The 14,626-nt window shown below is 71.2% G+C and carries 13 protein-coding genes; 7 read left to right on the plus strand and 6 right to left on the minus strand.

Annotation, left to right across the window (positions count from 1 at the left end; translation table 11 throughout):
- Positions 1-4: 4 nt before the first annotated feature.
- Both ACX1D3_RS03380 and ACX1D3_RS03385 read right to left on the minus strand, forming a co-directional pair.
- Positions 5-643 carry a response regulator gene (locus ACX1D3_RS03380; RefSeq protein ID WP_458995573.1) on the minus strand — a complete coding sequence of 213 codons (639 nt, stop codon included), beginning with the start codon at positions 641-643 and terminating at the stop codon, positions 5-7.
- Positions 640-2,829, minus strand: coding sequence for a sensor histidine kinase (locus tag ACX1D3_RS03385; protein ID WP_458995574.1), 2,190 nt, complete (start codon positions 2,827-2,829; stop codon positions 640-642). The genes ACX1D3_RS03380 and ACX1D3_RS03385 overlap by 4 nt, the downstream gene beginning before the upstream one ends.
- 245 nt (positions 2,830-3,074) lie before the next feature.
- Here ACX1D3_RS03385 and ACX1D3_RS03390 point away from each other — a divergent pair, with 245 nt between their 5' ends.
- From ACX1D3_RS03390 to ACX1D3_RS03405, 4 genes are all read left to right on the plus strand, one after another.
- A complete protein-coding gene (locus ACX1D3_RS03390; RefSeq protein ID WP_458995575.1) occupies positions 3,075-4,478 on the plus strand; it encodes a ribulose-bisphosphate carboxylase in 1,404 nt (467 codons plus the stop codon).
- Between the two features lie 11 nt (positions 4,479-4,489).
- Positions 4,490-5,557 (plus strand): class 1 fructose-bisphosphatase, encoded by a 1,068-nt coding sequence (locus ACX1D3_RS03395; protein ID WP_458995576.1) that lies wholly within the window; start codon positions 4,490-4,492, stop codon positions 5,555-5,557.
- Positions 5,558-5,571: 14 nt separating this feature from the next.
- On the plus strand, positions 5,572-6,462 hold the full coding sequence (locus tag ACX1D3_RS03400) for a phosphoribulokinase (protein ID WP_458995577.1): 891 nt from the start codon (positions 5,572-5,574) through the stop codon (positions 6,460-6,462).
- A gap of 145 nt (positions 6,463-6,607) precedes the next feature.
- Entirely contained in the window at positions 6,608-6,985 is a 378-nt protein-coding gene (locus ACX1D3_RS03405; RefSeq protein WP_458995578.1) for an SHOCT domain-containing protein, read from the plus strand.
- A 93-nt stretch (positions 6,986-7,078) separates the two neighbouring features.
- Here the strand turns inward: ACX1D3_RS03405 and ACX1D3_RS03410 are convergent, their stop codons facing one another.
- Genes ACX1D3_RS03410 through ACX1D3_RS03420 form a run of 3 tightly spaced genes read right to left on the minus strand, consistent with a single transcriptional unit; the run spans position 7,079 to position 9,948 of the window.
- Positions 7,079-8,092, minus strand: a complete 1,014-nt coding sequence (locus ACX1D3_RS03410) for a serine hydrolase domain-containing protein (protein ID WP_458995579.1) — start codon at positions 8,090-8,092, stop codon at positions 7,079-7,081.
- Between the two features lie 46 nt (positions 8,093-8,138).
- The gene (locus ACX1D3_RS03415; protein ID WP_458995580.1) at positions 8,139-9,056 is read right to left on the minus strand and encodes a CPBP family intramembrane glutamic endopeptidase; all 918 of its coding nucleotides are present in this window, start codon (positions 9,054-9,056) and stop codon (positions 8,139-8,141) included.
- A 7-nt stretch (positions 9,057-9,063) separates the two neighbouring features.
- Complete coding sequence (locus ACX1D3_RS03420; RefSeq protein WP_458995581.1) at positions 9,064-9,948, minus strand: hypothetical protein; 885 nt, start codon at positions 9,946-9,948, stop codon at positions 9,064-9,066.
- Positions 9,949-10,316: 368 nt separating this feature from the next.
- On the opposite strand from ACX1D3_RS03420, the gene ACX1D3_RS03425 reads away from it, so the two are divergent.
- The 3 genes from ACX1D3_RS03425 (at position 10,317) to ACX1D3_RS03435 (ending at position 13,250) form a co-directional block, all read left to right on the plus strand.
- On the plus strand, positions 10,317-10,976 hold the full coding sequence (locus tag ACX1D3_RS03425) for a TetR/AcrR family transcriptional regulator (protein ID WP_458995582.1): 660 nt from the start codon (positions 10,317-10,319) through the stop codon (positions 10,974-10,976).
- A complete protein-coding gene (locus ACX1D3_RS03430; protein ID WP_458995583.1) occupies positions 10,963-11,865 on the plus strand; it encodes a maleylpyruvate isomerase family mycothiol-dependent enzyme in 903 nt (300 codons plus the stop codon). Before ACX1D3_RS03425 ends, ACX1D3_RS03430 begins: the two co-directional genes overlap by 14 nt.
- 488 nt (positions 11,866-12,353) lie before the next feature.
- Positions 12,354-13,250, plus strand: coding sequence for an SGNH/GDSL hydrolase family protein (locus ACX1D3_RS03435; protein WP_458995584.1), 897 nt, complete (start codon positions 12,354-12,356; stop codon positions 13,248-13,250).
- A gap of 154 nt (positions 13,251-13,404) precedes the next feature.
- Here ACX1D3_RS03435 and ACX1D3_RS03440 read toward each other — a convergent pair whose 3' ends face one another.
- Positions 13,405-14,196, minus strand: a complete 792-nt coding sequence (locus tag ACX1D3_RS03440; RefSeq protein WP_458995585.1) for a GntR family transcriptional regulator — start codon at positions 14,194-14,196, stop codon at positions 13,405-13,407.
- Positions 14,197-14,626 lie beyond the last annotated feature (430 nt).

A 14,626-nucleotide genomic window follows, 5' to 3' on the forward strand; every position in this document is an offset into this window, starting at 1 on the left:
GCGGTCAGCCGAGCCCGGCCCGCCGGGCCTTCTCGATCGCTGAGGCGCGGTCGGCCACCTGCAGCTTGACCAGGATGAGCGAGACCAGGTTCCTGACGGTCTTGTCCGCGATCCCGAGGTGCCGTGCGATGCGGGGGTTGTCCCAGCCCTTGGCGATGAGCGCCAGGGCCTCCCGCTCCCTCGTCGTCAGCTCGACGAACGGCGCGCGCCCGCCGCCGCCCGCCACCATCGCGGTGAGCCGCGACGCCAGGGCCGCCGAGAAGATGATGTCGCCCTGCGCCACCGACCGGATCGCGGCCAGCGTCGCGCCGGGGGTGGCCGACTTCACCACGTACCCGCGCGCCCCGGCCGCCACGGCATCCGCGACGCTCGCGTCGTCGAGCATGCTCAGGATGAGGACCCGCACGTCGGGCGCGGCCGCGACGATCTGCCTCGTCGCCTCGATCCCGTCGAGTCCGGGCATGGTGACGTCCATCACCACGACGTCGGGCGAGAGCTCGGACGCGAGCCTGACCGCCTCGATGCCGTCGGCCGCCTGGCCGACGACCGACAGGTCGTCCGTGGTGCCGAGGAGGCCCACGAGGCCCTCGCGGTAGAGCGGGTGGTCGTCGACGACGAGGACGCGGAAGGCGGTGGGGCTCATGGTTCCTCCATCGGTAGCACGGCGCGCAGCACGGTGCCGCCGGAGGGCCGGGCCTCGATGGTGCAGGTCCCGCCCAGCTCGGCCGCCCGCTCCCGCATCGCGGTGATCCCCACCCCCGCGTGGAGGTCTGCGGGTGGGCCGACACCGTCGTCGGCCACCTCGATCTCCAGCGCCGCGTCGACGCGGCGGAGCGTCACCCAGCACGACTGCGCCTGGGCGTGCCGGGACGCGTTGGCCAGGGCGGAGGACACGATGCGGTAGGTCGCCACCTCGACGGCGGGCGGAAGCGGGGCGCCGGGCGATCCGAGGCCGCCGGGGTCGAGGTGCACGGCCAGCGGCGCCAGGCCGAGGGCCAGCTCCTCGAGCGCCGAGGCCAGGCCCAGGTCGTCGAGTACGGGCGGACGGAGGTCGTAGGCGAGGTGCCGCACCGCGTCCGCGGCACGGCCCGCATCCTGCTCGATCCGGTCCAGGATCCCTGCCACCTCCGCGCTCGCCCCGCGCGACGCCATCAGCCGGCGGACGGTCTCGGCGCGCAGGGGGATGGACGCGATGGTGGGGCCCACGTCGTCGTGCAGGGTGCGGCGGAGCATCCGCCGCTCGTCCTCGCGGGCCAGGATCAGGCGCTGCCGGGAGGCGCGGACCTCCCGGTCGAGTCCCTCCTCGTGGAGCGCCGAGGCAACCTGGTTGCCGAGGTCCTGGAGCAGCCGGCGCTCGGCCGGGGCGAAGCCGCCACCACGGCCGCGGGTGGCCACGACGAGGCTGCCCAGCGTGACGTCGGCGTGCACGAGGGGGGTGACGCGAAGCCGGGCCTCGTCGTCCGGCCGGATTCCGGCCTCGGCGAGCGGGCCCTGCTCCGTCGTCACCGACACGTAGGGCACGCGCAGCGCCCGGCGGAGGTCGGCGGCCACCTCGAGCCACGACACCTCGCGCGCCCCGAGCAGGCCCGCCAGCCGGGCCAGCGCCACGTAGGGATCGTCGCGGTCGCCGTAGAGGCCCCGGCTGACCAATCGCTCCAACCACACCCGGACGGGATTGACCAGGATCGCCACGGCCACCGCGCCCGCCACCGCGACACCGGTGGGTTGGCCGGCCACCAGGGTGGTCAGCACCGCCACCGTGAGGAGGTACACGCTCACCGCGACCACAGTGAGCGCGGCGTAGACCAGCGTCCGCCCGAGGACGACGTCGAGGTCGAACAGGCGGTAGCGCAGCATCGCGATGCTCATCCCCGCCACGTAGAACAGGCCGGGCAGGCCGATCAGCTCGTCGGGCAGCAGCGACGCCCCGATGAGGAGCGACGGCACCATCCAGAACGCCAGCGCCAGGAGCCCCGCGACGATCCCGGAGCCGCCCAGCCACGCCAGCTGTTGCCGGTGGACGGGGTCCACGCCCAGGCGGCGGGCGCGCGACAGCCGCAGGACCAGCACCCCCAGCGAGCCGCACAGCCCGACGAGGGTGAAGGCGGTCTGGAGGGGAACCGCCCGCGCCATCCAGGCGGGGAAGGCCGCGCCTGCGCCCACGATGGTCGCCAGCGCCGCCCAGAGCAGCGGCGGCACCCAGGTGATCAGGACCCTGGACCGGAGCCCGCGCAGCCAGGGCGTCAGGGGGGTGGGGAACTGGAGCGCCCACGCCAGCATCGAACTCCACGCCAAGGTGTAGAAGAAGCCGACGTTCGCGACGAACAGCCAACGCAGGTTCCCCTCGAAGGCCCACGACGGCGGCAGCCCCGCCACCGTGACGACGGTGCTGCCGAAGAGGGCCGCCCCGAAGACCAGGTTGGAGCCGGCCGCCGGGTCCTGCTGCCGCCGGCTGAGCGCGAAGCCGGCGAGCGCGAAGAGCGCGGTGACGAACAGCAGGGTGCCGCCCGCCCGCCAGCCCTGGAGCGCCAGCGGACTCGCCTGGGCCACGAGATCCAGCGGCACAACCGTCGACCCGGGCTGCACCGTCAGGTCGGCACGCCCGTCGGCCACCCGGGCCCCGCTGACCAGGCTGCCGTCGGGCAGGGGGCAGTCGGGGTGCACCTGGGGGAGCACGCCGTCGGCGCTGAACGCGGCCGCCTGGGGGGTGAGCCACGCGCATTCGGCGGGGATCACGAGCCGGAACCCCACGAACACGACGGCGGCCAGGCATGCGAGGAGCGCGCCCACGAGGGCGTCCCACTGCGGACCTCGGGCTGGCGGCGACACCGGAGTCTCCTCCCGTTCAGGTCATCGTCCCAGAACACCCATCCGGTGACCAGAGGCCGGTGACCACGCCCTCTGGGGGCTGGGCACCGCCGCGACCCTCGGGGTCCCTGCCCATCTGTGCAGGCGTGCCTCGCCGGCGCGCACCAACGCGATCCGCGCGAGGTACTACGCGTTGTAGTGGCCTACCCTGAGGGTCACCGCAGGCGGAAGCACCGAAGCTCGACCCGTTCCTTCGAGGAGTCATCGTGGACCAAACTGCCCGTTACGCCGATCTCAGCCTCCGCGAGGACGACCTCATCGCGGGAGGACAGCACATCCTGTGCGCCTACACCATGAAGCCGAAGTCCGGCTCCTACCTGGAGGCCGCCGCGCACTTCGCCGCCGAGTCCTCGACGGGCACCAACGTGGAGGTGTCCACCACCGACGACTTCACCAAGGGCGTCGACGCGATCGTCTATCACGTCGACGAGGCGAACGAGGAGATGCGGATCGCCTATCCGCTCGACCTGTTCGACCGCAACATCATCGACGGCAGGATGATGATGGTCTCGTTCCTCACCCTGACCATCGGCAACAACCAGGGCATGGGCGACATCGCCTATGCGAAGATGTACGACTTCTACGTGCCGCGCGCGGCGATCAACCTGTTCGACGGGCCGGCCATGGGCATCTCGGACCTGTGGCGGATCCTCGGCCGTCCGGTCACCGACGGCGGCTACATCGCCGGCACCATCATCAAGCCGAAGCTGGGGCTGCGCCCCGAGCCCTTCGCACAGGCCGCCTACGAGTTCTGGCTGGGCGGGGACTTCATCAAGAACGACGAGCCGCAGGGCAACCAGGTGTTCTCGCCCATGCGCACAACCATCCCGCTGGTCTACGACGCGATGAAGCGGGCGATGGACGTCACCGGCGAGGCGAAGCTGTTCAGCGCCAACATCACCGCCGACGACCACTCCGAGATGATCGCGCGCGGCGAGTTCATCCTCGAGGCCTTCGGGCCGGACGCGGACAAGGTGGCCTTCCTCGTCGACGGCTACGTGGGCGGCCCGAGCGCCGTGACGACCGCCCGCCGCTACTTCTCCCGGCAGTACCTCCACTACCACCGCGCCGGCCACGGCGCGGTCACCTCGCCCAGCTCCAAGCGCGGCTACACCGCCTACGTGCTGGCCAAGATGGCTCGGCTTCAGGGTGCCTCGGGCATCCACGTCGGCACCATGGGCTACGGGAAGATGGAAGGCGCCCGCGACGACCGCGCCATCGCCTACATCTGCGAACGCGACGAGTACCAAGGCCCGGCGTTCTTCCAGGAGTGGTTCGGGATGCGCCCCACCACCCCGATCGTCTCCGGCGGCATGAACGCGCTGCGGTTGCCGGGCTTCTTCGCCAACCTCGGCCACGCCAACGTCATCAACACCGCGGGCGGCGGCGCGTACGGCCACCTCGACGGCGCCGCCGCGGGAGGCAGGTCGCTCCGGCAGGCGCACCAGTGCTGGGCGGCCGGCGCCGATCCCGTCGAGTGGGCCAAGGAGCATCGCGAGTTCGCGCGGGCCTTCGAGTCGTTCCCCGCCGACGCGGACCTCCTCTACCCGGGATGGCGCCAGGCTCTGGGCGTCTCCGGTGGACCGGCCCCCTCCGTCGCCACCCCCTGAGGGGGACTGTCATGGCGCCGCGGACCTTGACCCAGTACCTCCTGGACCTCCACGACGAGCGCGACGACTCCCCGTCCCACGACTACGCCCACATCCTGAGCGCAGTCGCGGTGTCGGTGAAGCTCACCGCGGCCATGGTGAGCCGCGGCCCCCTGTCACTCGGCGACGTCGCCCACGAGGGCCAGGGGGATCACGCCCAGCTCCATCGGGGGCTGCGCCGGCTCGCCACCCGGATCCTGCTCCAGCAGGCCGCCGGCATCGAGCAGCTGGCCGCCGTGTCGGTGGCCGGGGACCCGAGCATCCACCCGGTCTCCCGCTCGCCGCGCGCCCGGTACCTGCTGGTCTTCGAGGCGCTGCACGGGTCGGTCAACCTGTGCGAGAACCAGACGGCGGGGCTGGCGTTCTCCATCCTGGAGCGCGCGGAGGTCGATGCGCCCTGCACGGAGGCCGACTTCCTGCAACCGGGCTCCAGGCAGGTGTGTGCCGGGCTCGGGCTGTACGGGCCGAGCACGCTGCTGGTGCTCACGACGGGGCGTGGGGTGGACGGCTTCACCCTGGACCGCGACGTCGGCAACTTCGTGCTGACCGACCGGGGGATGACCATCCCGAGCCGATCCGACAGCTTCGCCATCAACCCGTCGGAGGCTATGCACTGGCCGGCGCCCACGAAGCGGTACGTCGACGAGTGCCTCCGCGGGAAGGAGGGACCGCGCGGGCGTGACTTCAAGATGCGCTGGAACGCCTCGGCCGTCATCGGGGCGTTCCGCATCCTGGTCCACGGCGGCATGTTCATGGCGCCCGACACCGGCCGTCGCGGAGCCCTCTGGGGGGTGCCGCTCATGCACAACGCCGGGCCGCTGGCGCTCCTGGCGGAGCAGGCGGGCGGCGCGGCCACCACCGGCGTCCAGCGCGTCCTCGACGTGGTTCCCACCTCGCTCACCCAGCGCCTGCCCATCCACTTCGGAGCGGCCGACGAGGTGGCGCGCGTCGAGCGCTACTTCGTGGAGCACGAGCAGGGGCTCGACGAGGGCTCGTCGTATCCCCTGTTCCACAGCCGCACCCTGTTCATCGAGCCATAGGAAGACGGAGAGCCATGTCCGATCAGCATCCAGTCGTCGCCATCACCGGCTCCTCGGGGGCGGGCACCACCACCGTCACCCAGACGTTCGCGCAGATCTTCGCCCGGGAGTCCATCACGTCGTCGGTGGTCCACGGCGACTCCTTCCACCGCTACGACCGGGAGGAGATGAAGGCGGTCTACGCCGCTGCCCTCGACACCGGCGAGACCGCGCCCAGCCACTTCGGGCCGGAGGCGAACCTCTTCGCCGAACTCGAGCAGCTGTTCGCCGAGTACGGCCGCACCGGCACGGGACGGGTGCGCCAGTACGTCCACGACGACGAGGAGGCCCGGGCCTACGGCCGCCCACCGGGCACCTTCACGCCGTGGCAGGACCTGCCCGGCGGCACCGACCTCCTGTACTACGAGGGCCTGCACGGCGCGGTGCGCACCGACACCGTCGACGTGGCCCGGCACGTGGACCTGCGGATCGGGGTGGTGCCGATCATCAACCTCGAGTGGATCCAGAAGCTGCACCGCGACCGGAACACGCGCGGCTACTCGACGGAGGCGGTCACCGACACGATCCTGCGCCGCATGCCGGACTACGTGCACTACATCTGCCCGCAGTTCTCCAACACCCACATCAACTTCCAGCGGGTGCCCGTGGTGGACACCTCCAACCCGTTCATCGCCGGATGGATCCCCACGCTGGACGAGTCGATGGTGGTGATCCGCTTCGCGGACCCGCGCGGCATCGACTTCCCCTATCTGCTGTCGATGATCGACGGCTCGTTCATGTCGCGGGCCAACAGCATCGTCGTGCCCGGCGGGAAGATGCACCTGGCCATGCAGCTGATCTTCACCCCGCTGATCTGGCGGCTGGTCGAGGCGAGCAGGAAGGCGAGGGCCCGCGCCGGCGGCTGAACGGGCCGTCGGTCGTCGCGGAATCACCCGCAGTGGGTGATGCCGGGAGGACGGACGGGCCGGATGATCTGTTCGGCTGGTGCGTCTGCGCCAGTTCTGTGAGCCGTGCGCCGCACGGCTCCGACACGAGTAACGAGGACGACAAATGAACTTCTGGGACTTCTTCTGGCTGATGGTGTGGGGCTTCATCTTCATCAGCTACCTGATGGTGCTCTTCCAGGTGATCGTCGACATCTTCCGGGATCCGGGGCTCAGGGGCGTGACCCGTGCGCTGTGGGTGGTGGCGCTGTTCATCGCGCCCCCGTTGACGGCACTGGTCTACCTGCTGGCCCGGGGCCGCGGCATGGCGCAGCGGCAGCAGGCAGGCGCCGCCGAGGCTCGCGAGGCGACGGACAGCTACATCCGCTCCGTGGCCGCCGACGCCGATCCCAGCGCGCAGATCGCGCGCGCGAAGTCGCTGCTGGACAGCGGTGCGATCAGCCCCGCCGAGTACGATCAGCTCAAGGCCAAGGCCCTCGCCTGACACACTCCCCTGGTGGGACCGGATGATCCGGCCCCGCCGAGGATACGAAGCCCCCGCCCGGATCGGGCGGGGGCTTCGTGCGTTCAGGGGGCCTCAGGCGAGCTCGGCGTCGATCGCCTCCGCGAGGACCCCGATGACCGGCCAGGCGCCCTCGGAGCTGTTGCCGAGGACGGTCGCGGTGGTCCGCGTGGCGGGGATGTGGGTCGAGCGGAACGAGGCGCCCGCGTCGTAGCCCTCCAGGACCAGCGCCGGGCCCGTGCGGTGCAGCCAGAGCCCCATGCCGTAGCGCATGTCCTCGTCCGGCACGTCGTTGCGGGGACGGGTCATCGCCTCGACGGTGGCGCGGGAGACGATGCGGCCCTCCAGCAGGGCGCGCCAGAAGCGGTGCAGGTCGTCGGCGGTGGTGAACGCGCCGCCGTCGCCGTTGCCGAGGACGGGAAGGTGCAGCGTGTTGACCAGGTCGCCGTCGTCGTGGATGTAGCCCAGCGCCGCGTCGGAGGGGAGCTCGTTGAGGGGGAGGAAGCCGGTGCTCTCGAGGCCGGCGGGCTCGATGACCAGCCGCCGGATCACGTCGTGGTACACCTCGCCCGTCACCCGCTCGAGCACGAGACCGAGCACCATGTAGCCGCCGTTGCAGTACGCGAACCGCTCGCCGGGGTTGAACTTCGGCTCGTGCCCCTCGAGCAGCGGCAGGAACGCCTCGGCCGAGGTGAGGGTGTGCACCGGCACGGTGAGGACGTGGTCCGCGACCTCCCAGTCGCCGTCCTCGTCGAGGTAGTCGCCGATGCCGGAGGTGTGGGTGAGGAGGTGCTCGATCGTGACGGCGTCGTCGACGAGCGGGAGGTCCTGGCCCAGAATCTCGCGTACGGGCTGGTCGAGCCGCAGCCGGCCCTCCTCGACGAGCCGCAGGACCGCCAGGGCGGTGAACGTCTTGCTCCCGCTGGCGACGGCGATCCTGGCCCGGGGCACCATCGGCACGCCGAAGGCGCGGTGCATGAACCCCTCGCAGCGCTCGAGGACGCGTTCGTCTCCCACGTCGACGGTGATGACGCCGGTGAACGCGTGCTTGGCGACGGCGTCGTCGAGGGTGTGTGGATCAACCTGCATGTCTGCCCCCTGGGGAGTGCGGTGTGAGCTTCGATTGTCCGCCAGGTCAGGCGCCGCCGGGGGTGATCGAGCCGATCGCCAGGAACGAGAAGATGATGACGTCCTGGCAGAAGTGGATGAACCAGGCCCAGAACAGCCCCCTCGTCTCCACCATCGACCTGGCCAGCAGCCACCCCAGCGCGAACGCCATCGAGACGCCGATCACCCCGTAGGGGATGCCGTAGTAGTGGCCCATCCCGAAGTAGGCGGCCACCATCAGCACGGCCTGCCGCGGGCCCACCGGCCCCTCGAGGACGGAGAGCAGCGAGGCCTTCCAGGCCACCTCGTCGCTGAAGGCGTTGAGTGTCGCGGCGAGGAGGATGACGGGGACCAGCGGCAGGGCCCGGGCGAGAACGTCCGGGGCGGGGGCGCCCGCGAGGAGGACGAACGTGAGGGTGCCGGCGCTCAGCCCGGCCGCGGCCAGGGGGCCGAACCGGCTCCACCTGGTGCCGTCCTTCACGCCCAGCCATGGGATCCGGCGCATGGGGGCGTGCAGGTCGCCGACGGTGAGGAAGAAGCGCGACGGCCGCCGTCGCAGGACCATCAGGGCGGCGATCATGAGGGCGGTGACCATCAACCGGAGCGACTGCTCGGCCAGCATGTAGACCGGGAACGACGGGTCCGCCAGCCACGCACGGTAGGCGGGTGCCTGGTCGATCACCCGGTACACCAGCGCCTCCGCGCCCACCAGCACGGCAAGCGCAACCAGGAACGGCACCAGGGGGCGGAGCCGCGCCCACACCGCCGTCGCGACGAGCGCCGTCGCGATCACCGAGGCCGAGACGAGCAGGCGGGCGTCGTCGGTGAAGTCTCGGCGGAGTACCTCCTGGACGACGACCCGGGGGAGGAGCGAGGCGCCCAGCACCACCACCCACGCCACCGCGACCAGGTGAGCTGGGGCGATGAGGCCCTTCGTGGTGGTCACGGCCGGGTTAGGACTCGACATCGCGGGGTAAGGGTGTCGCGGTGGTGGGGGCGGGCTCCGGCGGGCGCTTCTCGGGGCGGGTCATGGCGAGCGAGATGAGGACCGGCAGGATGGGCGCCAGGAGGGCGTAGGTCCATCCCGCCGAGCCGAGCACGACGGCCTGGTACAGCGCGAGGGCGGCGGCAGACGCGACGTAGAGCACGGCGTGCTTCGGCAGCCACCACCGCTCGACGGTGACCAGCACGGCCGCGATCGTCAGGACGAGCGGCGCGACGAACTGGCCCAGCACGCTGAGATCGGATCCGGCCTCCAGGCCGACGCCCGCCGAGAACGCGAACGCGAGCGAGACGGCGGTGTAGCCCAGGAACGAGATGCACGCCACGGACACGGCGCTGAGCAGCGTCCGAGCCCACCCGGGCAGCGGGTGCTCGGCCGAGCGGAGCGTGCGGTGCACGAGGAAGCTGAACGCCAGGGTCTGCAGGAGGATCTCCGGCATGCCGACGGCGTGGAACCACAACGGGATCTGGGTGTAGATGACGCCCTCGAGTGAGGCGGGCGCCGCCGCGGGCGTGCCGAGGATGCCGATGACCACGAAGAGCAGCCACAGCCAGCCGAACCGGGTCGCGGCGAGGGGCCGTCGGAACGGGAGCAGCACCAACCCGAAGAGCGCGCCGCGGACCACCTGCAGCCCCCACGAGAGCGCCACGTCGGGCGAGGCGTAGGGAAGGTAGTAGTCCCGGATGACGGGCTCCTGGAAGATCGCGGGGTAGTCGAGGACCCGCGAGGCGATCACCCCGGCGACGAGGTAGGTGACGACGTGGCTGACCGCGACGAGGAAGACGAACCGCGCTGCGCCCCTGGCGCCGGTGAGCGGTGATGTGGGTGTGGCCATGGTGACCCTCCGGTCTCCACAGTACGCCTGAGTGTCGCGGCATGGGGGGTGGGGCCGATGGTCCGGTGGGACCATGGAACATGACCAGGGAAACCGCAAAATTCTTCGCCGGAGTCACCGCGTGGGAGGCCGTCACGCACGCGTCGTTGGCCGCCAGCGGAGTCCTGCCCCTCAAGCTGTGCGGGGTCACGATCACCCCGAGGGTCAACGCCGTCCAGGTTGTCATACCGGCAGTGGCAAGCCTCTGCCTTGCCTACATGGGATGGGGTCGGGACGCCCGGACCCCGAGATCGCGGTAAGCGATTCGCACCTCTGCACCTCTTGACTCCTTATATCATTAGGATTACCTTGTGGCGTCAGGAGAAGCGATGGACACCACGACACCGCGTCGGCGACGACGCCACGACGAGACCCGCGAGGAGATCCTCGCCTTCGCCGTCGAGATCATGGCGGAGCAGGGGGTGGCCGGGCTGTCGCTGGGCGAGGTCGCGCGCCGCCTGGGGGTGCGGACGCCGTCGCTGTACACGTACGTCGCCTCGAAGAACGCCCTCTACGACGAGCTGTTCCGACGGGGATGGCAGGCCTGCCGCGACGCCGTCCTCTCGCATCGGGACCGGCTCGGTCCCGTCACGCCTGCCTCGGACGCCGTCGGGCGCGCGGTCGAGACGAACGCGACGTTCGTGCGCTGGGCGCTGGCCAATCCGGAGCTGAGCCAACTCATGCTGACCCGTCCCGTGCCCGCGTGGCAGCCCAGCCCTGAGGCGTTCGAGCCGTCGATGGCACTGTTCGCCGCCCTCGCTGCCGAGGTGGTGGGCCTGCGCGATCACGGGCTGCTGGACGCGGACGTCGACGTCGACGAGCTGACGCAGAACCTGGCCAGCGCGGCCACCGGCGTGATCGTCCGCCAACTGGCGAACGAGCCCGGCGTCGCGTACGACGAGGGCACTGCCTCACGGCACTTCCCGGCGCTCATCCGGGCGCTGATGCTCGCCCACCTCCCCGAAAGGACCTCCCATGCGAGCGACTGACACCTCCCTCCCTGGCCACGGCGCGACGAAGGACGAGACCATGACCGAATCCGGCAGCGCCCCCCGCGGCGATGACGATGCGACGGGCCTGCTCGTGCGGGCCGTCGACATCCCCCTCCCCGGGCCGGGCGAGGGCCTCCGCGTGGGCCGGGCGCAGCACCTGCGGCTCATCGACGAGGTGCGCGGCCTCGCCCCCGAGCAGTGGGCAACCGTCACCGAGTGCCCCGCGTGGACCGTCCGCGACATGGTGGGCCACGTGGCCTCGGCGGCCCGCTTCCCGGGCAACCCGCTGCTGTACGTCGTCGACGCGCAGATCGGCCGGTTCCGCTACCGGGGGCGCAGCTCTCTGGACGCGGCCAACGAGGTGGGCATCGACCGGCATCGAGCGCTCTCCACCGACGAGCTGCTGGAGCGGATCCGACGGCGGGCGATGTCGGGCCGCGACACCCCCGGCTGGATGCGCCGTCGGCTCACCAACGACGCGGCGCTGCCGTCATACACGACGATCGGGTCGTTCGTGGACACCATCCTGACCAGGGACACCTGGCTGCACCGCCAGGACATCGCGCGGGCGGTGGGCCGCGAGCCGGCGTCGGACCCCACGGACGCGGAGGTGGTGGAGCAGGTGATCCGCGACCTCGGCCTCGCCTGGACCGGCCCCGCCGTCGTGCTGCGCCTCACGGGGCCGGCGGGCGGCGCGTGGCTCCTCGGCCCCGACGCCGGGGCGGGCTCGGTGCCGGCGCGGGCGGACGATACCCCGTCCGAGGTGGTCCTGCCGGCGGTGGAGTTCATGCGCCACCTGTCGGGCAGGAGTGTCGCGGCGGGGCTGTTCGACGGTGTCGCGGCAGAGCTCCGCCCGGCCGTCGAGGCCGCCCGGACCCCCTTCTGACCGCCTCCCGACCCACCGCTGACCCCTCCCGACCCACCGCTGTCCCGACCCACCGCTGACCCCTCCCGTGCACGACACGCCGCCGGAGTCGGTGCCCGACGTCACCACGGGCGTCGAGGTGGATTCGCGACGGTGTTTCGTGCCCGCCCGCCTTGGAGGTGCTGCCCGCGCAACCCTGTCCCGACCGCCCCTCCCGGGCACGACACGCCGTCTGAGTCGGTGCCCGACGTCACCACGGGCGTCGAGGTGGATTCGGGACGGTGTTTCGTGCGCGCCCGCCTCGGAGGTGTCGCCCGCGAAACCCCGTCCCGACCGCCCCTCCTGGGCACGACACGCCGTCTGAGTCGGTGCCCGACGTCACCACGGGCGTCGAGGTGGATTCGCGACGGTGTTTCGTGCGCGGGGTCGGCGCGACTGCGGTGAGGACGACCCGAGAACGACGGCAAACGCCCATTGCCGGGGCACCCGCGCGGGTATAGCTTGACGACATGAACCGCAGGGGCATCCGCGGCATCGGGGCCGCGTTGGCGACGCTCGTCGTCTTCCTCTCCTTCAGCGTGACCGCTGAAGCTGCCCAGCCCAAGTACGTCGCGCTGGGCGACAGCTACGCCTCCGGCAACGGAGCCGGCAGCTACCTGACCGGTACGGCCAACGCTGGGTGCTATCGCTCGCTCAAGAGCTACCCGGGGCTGATCGCGACCGCCTCCGGCCTCCAACTCGTCTTGGAGGCGTGTTCGGGCGCCACCATCAACGACGTCACCACCAAGCAGATGGGCAATCTCGGAGGCGCCGCCTACGTCACCATCACCATCGGCGGCAACGACATCGGCTTCTCCTCGGTGGTGTCGACCTGCCTCGGCACCAACACCACCGCCTGCCTCAACGCCGTCGCCACCGCGACCTCAAAGGCGGGCTCCACTGCCTTCCGCGCCCAGCTGGCGACCCTGTTCAGCGCAGTGAAGGCGGAGGCGCCGGGGGCGAAGGTCGTGGCCACGTCCTACCCACGGCTGTTCAACGGCAAGGACTGCAGCATCCTGACCAGCTTCACCAGCACGGAGATGACGCAGCTCAACAAGGGTGCCGACGTGCTCGCCACGGCCATCTCGAATGCGGCAGGCGACGCCGGGGTGACCTTCGCCGACGTCCGGACCCCGTTCGTCGGCCACGCCGTGTGCGACCGCTCGCCGTGGATCCTCAACGCCTCGCTGTTCAAGTCCTACGAGTCGTTCCACCCCAACGCCACCGGCCACTCAAGCGGGTACAGGCCCGTCGTGGCCACGGCTCTCGGCCCGATCGCCTCCACCGGCACCACCGCGAAGGTGACCACCAGCGGCATCGGCTCCAGCGACACCACCAGGGGCCACGTGAAGGTCCCGAAGTCCTGACCTACTGAAGTGGAGCGCATGCGGCGGCCTGAGGGCCGCCGCATCCGCGTGTCCGGCAACTATTCGGTGTCGACGGGGGATCCGGCGCGGACGGCGAGGTCGAGCTCCGACGGCTGGCCCACCTCGTCGAGATGGGCCGCACCGTGTCCGGCGGCTACGAGGGGTCGACGGGGGACCCGGCGCGGACGGTCAGGTCGAGCTCGTAGCGGTCCCCGCGGAAGGTGTGCTCGGCGTACTCCACCGGCTGGCCAACCTCGTTGAAGGAGAGTCGCGTCAGGGTGAGCACCGGGTCGAACCGGCCGATCTCCAGCGCCTCGCGCTCCTGTGGGGTGGCCCGCCGCGAGCCGATGCTCTGCGTGGCCAGCTGCGGGTGGATCCCGTGGCGGCGCATGGTGGCGTAGAGGCCGTGCTGCTCCAGGTCGGTGAACCGGACAGCCGATGCCGACGGGGGGAGCCAGTTGCGCAGGATGGCCAGCGGGGCGCCGTCGGCCAGGCGGAGCCGCTCGACGGCGAGCAGCGGGGTCTTCGTGCCCACCTTCAGCAGGGTGGTCACGCGGACGTCGTGGCTGGGGTACACCATCGACAGGAGACGCGTCGACGGGTTGTGGCCGGCCGCCGCGAGGTCGTCGTGGAGGCTGCCCAGCCCGTGGCGCTGTTCCATGGAGCGGTGTGCGACGACGGTGCCGACCCCTCGACCGCGAACCAGGAGCCCGTGGTTGACGAGTTCCCCCATCGTGCGCCGGATGGTCAGGCGGGACAGGCCGAGCCGGTCGGCGAGGGAGAGCTCCTGTTCGAAGCGCTCGCCCGGGCTGAGGGTGCCGTCGAGGATGGCGGCGGCGAGCTGCTCGTAGAGCTGGTGGTAGAGCGGGATGGGGCTCTCGCGGTCCAGCGTGACGGGGACCCGCTGGGCCTCGGCGTGGAGGACCTGTCGTGGTGCGACGCTCATGCCGTCCGCCTCTCCGGTGAAGCTAGGTGTCATAACAATGTCCAGGGTAATATGGAGCGCTCCAAGTTGCAAGGGCTGGGGTTTGACAGGTCGAAGAAGAGTTCGGCTCGGACGATCTCCGCTGGCTTGAGCGGACTCGTCTTTTCCGACGTGAGCTGGCCGCCCCTCTCCCGCTGGTTGAGCCGGGCCGAAGGAGCGAAGCGACGCGCGCCCGTGTCGAAACCAATGTGACGGACCGCTCGGACCTGGGCCAGGTCCTCGAACCGGATGCGGGTGGGTGGTTTCGGCGCGGGCTGCGCCGCTTCGCGGCTTTGCCTGGCTCAACCCAAGTCGACACGCGCTGAGCCGCAGGCGGCTCGGCGCGGCTCAACCAGCGGAATCCCACCCGGGCCGCAAGGAGCGGAGCGACGCGCGCCCGACCGGCTCACCC

The sequence above is a fragment of the Tessaracoccus yangjingae genome (genome assembly GCF_054483935.1).

Bases quoted from the DNA above. Each gene is read 5' to 3' on its own strand.
- ACX1D3_RS03430 (WP_458995583.1), top strand. From the start codon at position 10,963: ATGCGAGCGACTGACACCTCCCTCCCTGGCCACGGCGCGACGAAGGAC.
- ACX1D3_RS03440 (WP_458995585.1), bottom strand. From the start codon at position 14,196: ATGAGCGTCGCACCACGACAGGTCCTCCACGCCGAGGCCCAGCGGGTC.
- ACX1D3_RS03425 (WP_458995582.1), top strand. From the start codon at position 10,317: ATGGACACCACGACACCGCGTCGGCGACGACGCCACGACGAGACCCGC.
- ACX1D3_RS03435 (WP_458995584.1), top strand. From the start codon at position 12,354: ATGAACCGCAGGGGCATCCGCGGCATCGGGGCCGCGTTGGCGACGCTC.
- ACX1D3_RS03380 (WP_458995573.1), bottom strand. From the start codon at position 643: ATGAGCCCCACCGCCTTCCGCGTCCTCGTCGTCGACGACCACCCGCTC.
- ACX1D3_RS03395 (WP_458995576.1), top strand. From the start codon at position 4,490: ATGGCGCCGCGGACCTTGACCCAGTACCTCCTGGACCTCCACGACGAG.
- ACX1D3_RS03410 (WP_458995579.1), bottom strand. From the start codon at position 8,092: ATGCAGGTTGATCCACACACCCTCGACGACGCCGTCGCCAAGCACGCG.
- ACX1D3_RS03400 (WP_458995577.1), top strand. From the start codon at position 5,572: ATGTCCGATCAGCATCCAGTCGTCGCCATCACCGGCTCCTCGGGGGCG.
- ACX1D3_RS03405 (WP_458995578.1), top strand. From the start codon at position 6,608: ATGAACTTCTGGGACTTCTTCTGGCTGATGGTGTGGGGCTTCATCTTC.
- ACX1D3_RS03420 (WP_458995581.1), bottom strand. From the start codon at position 9,948: ATGGCCACACCCACATCACCGCTCACCGGCGCCAGGGGCGCAGCGCGG.